This window comes from Algoriphagus sp. (assembly GCF_024642405.1).
Taxonomy (GTDB): domain Bacteria; phylum Bacteroidota; class Bacteroidia; order Cytophagales; family Cyclobacteriaceae; genus Algoriphagus.
The window spans coordinates 1-4,048 of record NZ_JAHEBC010000342.1; the positions used below are offsets into that span (position 1 = coordinate 1).

The following is a 4,048-nucleotide window of genomic DNA, read 5'->3' on the forward strand; positions in this document are numbered from 1 at the left end:
AGGAAATACCAGGTTTTGCTGAAACCTACATGCCAAATGGCCATACTCCTAGAAAAGGCGAGGTCTTTAAAAACCCAAACCTTTCCAACACATATGAAATGATTGCAAGAGAAGGTAGGGATGCATTTTATAAAGGTGATATCGCAAGAACTATTGATTCCTATATGAAAAAGCACGGAGGATTTCTTTCCTATGAGGATTTAGCGAGTCATACTTCCAACTGGGTTGAGCCTGTTAGCACAAATTATCGTGGATATGATATTTGGGAGTTGCCTCCCAATGGTCAAGGAACAGCAGCTTTGCAGATGCTTAATATTTTGGAAGGATATGATATTGCTTCCATGGGTTTTGGTAGCACGGAGTATTTACATGTCTTGACGGAGGCAAAGAAACTAGCATATGAGGACAGAGCAAAGTTTTATGCAGATCCAGATTTCAATAATATTCCTTTGGAAGAACTCCTTTCCAAAGAATATGCAGCAAAGCGTCGGGCATTAATCGACTTAAATCAAGCAGCAAATAGCTATCCCGCCGGTGATATGGAAATCGAATCTGGAAATACAACTTACCTGACCGTCGCTGATAAAGATGGAAATATGGTTTCTTTAATCCAGAGTATCTATTCGGAATTTGCATCTGGAATGGTACCGGATGGGTTGGGATTTGTCCTTCAAAATCGAGGTGGTATGTTCAATGTTCAAGATCGAAATCATGCAAATGCAATAGAACCTGGGAAACGACCTTTTCACACAATAATACCGGCTTTTATCACTAAGGATGGTAAACCTCATGTGAGTTTTGGCTTGATGGGAGGTTCCGTTCAACCACAGGGACATGCCCAGATAGTTGTGAATTTGGTGGATTTCGGAATGAATTTGCAAGAAGCTGGAGACGCTCCCCGAATGAGACATTCTGGGAGTTCACAACCTACTGGATCCGTGATGACGAATGGCGGAACTCTCAATCTGGAAAGTGGTTTTGAACCAGAAGTTTTCCGCGAACTTAGAAAGATGGGACATAGAATATCTTTTGCCGTCGGAATATATGGTGGATATCAAGCCATTGGAGTTGATTTGGAAAATAAAGTTTATTCGGGTGCATCTGAATCACGAAAAGATGGACAAGCAGCTGGATATTAAAAACATCGAAATTATTTTCTTTTATTCTTCTCATCCACCTGATTGGAATTCAGGCTTTCATCATTGAAAGTCTTTTTTAGTAGGAAAAGACTACCTTGCCTAGGTAAACAACAAATGAAAAATGGATTTCGAAGATTTAAAATATGAAATGAGAAAAGGCTCTTGGAAGCCAGTGATAATAGTAGGAATAGTTTTATTTCTACTCTTTGCATTTAAGCCTTGGGCTCAGGTAGGAGCTGGAGAGCGAGGAATAGTCTTGAATTTTGGTGCGGTTCAAAATACCGTTTTGGGGGAAGGAATCCACTTTAAAATACCGATTGTGCAGACCGTAGAATTGATGGATGTAAAGATCCAAAAGGCCATTACTGATGCAGCATCTGCCTCTTCAGATCTTCAGGATGTGGACTTATCTGTTGCACTGAACTATCATGTGATCCCAGATAGAGCGAATATTGTTTATCAATCAATCGGGATTGAATTTAAGGAGAGAATAATTGACCCAGCAATTCAGGAAGTAATGAAAGCAGTGACTGCTCGATATACTGCAGAAGAATTAATCACCAAAAGACCTGCGGTAAGTACAGAAATGAAGGATGCATTAACGTCGAGACTATTGGAATCAAACATTGCAGTGGATGCATTCTCTATTGTTTCCTTTAGCTTTTCAAAGACTTTTACAGATGCGATTGAAGCGAAGCAAACCGCAGAACAAAACGCATTGAAAGCAAAGAGAGATCTTGATAGAATCAAGGTAGAAGCTGAGCAAACCATTGCTGCTGCTACAGCGGAAGCAGAGGCTTTGAGACTTCAGAAAATGAATATTTCACCTGATTTGATTGAGTTGAGAAAAATTGAAGCAAACTTAAAGGCTATTGAAAAATGGAATGGTATTCTACCTGAAGTGACAGGAGCTGGAGCAATTCCTTTCATTGGCGTTGGTGCCGCTAAAAACGATTAAGATTCTTTTATAAAACTTATGGAATCGCGTGCTTTTGGATTTAATTTCTAAAAGCACGCTTTTTTAATTTACTGAAGTATTATGAGTGAAAAAGATCAATTCTATTTAGGAAAAGAGGAGCCTGTAAAAAGCTGTCTTCTTGCTTTAAGAATAATTATTCTGAACAAAAATGATTCAATTACTGAAACCAAAAAATATGGAATGCCTTGCTTTTGTTTTCAGGGAAAAGCATTTTGCTACCTCTGGACAGATAAAAAAACCAATGAACCTTATCTTCTTTTCGTAGAAGGTAAAACCTTAAATCATCCTTCGTTGGAAAGTGGAGATCGAAAGCGAATGAAAATATTCAGGGTAAATTCAAACTCAGATCTTCCTAGAAAAGAAATTGAAATGATTTTAGATGATGCATTGGAATTGTACAGAAAGCGATAAGTCTATCCAGATTCTGGTGGAGTTTTCCTAAAATAATTCTTGTCCATTTTCGAACATTTTTGTTCGCCATGATGAATTAATAATAAGATTTACAGCCATTTCGCCTATTTTTAAAAGCTTTTTGTTGGCATAGCTTTGGCCTTAAATTGGAAGAGAAAATTTTCCACTATGATTAAACATTACTTCATCTCAACCTTTCGGGGCATCAAATTTCATCCGTTTTATTCCCTGATCAGTATTCTTGGTTTGAGTATAGGATTAGCATCTTGCTTCCTGATTTTTTCTTACTGGGCATTTGAAAAGAGTTTTGATGATTTCCACACTGATTCAAAAAAAATATTCCGAATCTATCAGGAAAAATCTTTGGAAAATGGGGGTTCCAGTTTTTCCGCAAGAATCTATTCAAAAGCTGGGGAAGAGCTCAGAAACAGTTTCAGCAATACCGAGTCTGTCTTAAGAATCCATAAAGCGGGTCAAAACACCAGTATAAAAGCAAGTGAAAACCTAATAGCCCAAGATGGTATTGTTGGAGCAGAAACAACTTTTTTCGATTTCTTTGACTTTTCATTCATTGCTGGTTCTGCAGAGCAATGGAAAAATACACCTCAGGCAATTATTCTAACAGAATCACTTTCTGAAAAACTTTTTGGAAAGACAGACCCCATAAACAAAAGCATTATCATTAACGGGGTTTATGGAATTTACCAGGAAAATGGATACCAGGAATTCAAAAACTACACGGTTGCCGGAGTCATAGAAGATTTACCCTCAAATACACATCTGGATTTTTCAGCATTGATCTCTTTAAACCTTTATCCAAATCAAGACCAGGAATTTTCAAACTGGGGACCTGATTTTTACACCTATGTTAAAATCCCATCTTCTAATCAGATTTCTGAACTCAACACCTCTTTAAATTCTATTGAAGAAAAGGGATTCCCGGAATCAGGAATCAGTTTTCACACCATGCCCTTAGAAGATATCCATCTAAAATCGAATTTTATCAATGAATTTAAAGCTAATGGAAGTGAACCCGTTTTATTTCTTTTGGCTGCATTGGCTTTTTTGATTTTAGTAATCGCTGCATGTAATTACATCAATTTTGCGACTGCCCGTGTAATTTTGAGAAACAAAGAAATCGGGGTAAGAAAAATCTTTTGGGCGGGAAAAAGACATCTCTTCAATCAGTTATTTTTTGAGGCGATTTTCATCAATATAATTGCTCTTGGACTTGCAGTTTTATTGATAATTCTGATAAACCCGTTATTGATCAAAATAATCGGCATCGATCTTTTTAAGCAGCTTTTATACTCAACTTCCTGGTATTTAAAAGGTGGAATTTTGGCCATAGCGATTTTATTTTCAGGAATCTATCCTGCCTGGTTGGTTTCAAAAGGTTCCTTTCGGTCAATCACTTCTAAGTCCCAAGTTCGATTACGGATCCAGCGCCCTCTTGTCATTTTTCAATTTGCCATTTCCATCTTCGTCATAGGGTTTACACTGCTAATTGCATCCCAGT

The 4,048-nt window shown here is 37.5% G+C and carries 4 protein-coding genes; all 4 read left to right on the forward strand.

Going from position 1 to position 4,048, the window contains the following annotated elements; all coding sequences use genetic code 11:
- Window positions 1-1,139, forward strand: a 1,139-nt coding sequence (locus Q0L68_RS17360; protein WP_296705527.1) for a gamma-glutamyltransferase family protein, incomplete at its 5' end; no start/stop codon positions are given.
- A gap of 121 nt (window positions 1,140-1,260) precedes the next feature.
- A complete protein-coding gene (locus Q0L68_RS17365; RefSeq protein ID WP_296705528.1) occupies window positions 1,261-2,097 on the forward strand; it encodes a prohibitin family protein in 837 nt (278 codons plus the stop codon).
- 81 nt (window positions 2,098-2,178) lie between these two features.
- Window positions 2,179-2,529 carry a DUF1801 domain-containing protein gene (locus tag Q0L68_RS17370; protein WP_296705529.1) on the forward strand — a complete coding sequence of 117 codons (351 nt, stop codon included), beginning with the start codon at window positions 2,179-2,181 and terminating at the stop codon, window positions 2,527-2,529.
- A 168-nt stretch (window positions 2,530-2,697) separates the two neighbouring features.
- A partial coding sequence (locus Q0L68_RS17375) for an ABC transporter permease (RefSeq protein WP_296705530.1) occupies window positions 2,698-4,048 on the forward strand: 1,351 nt, incomplete at its 3' end.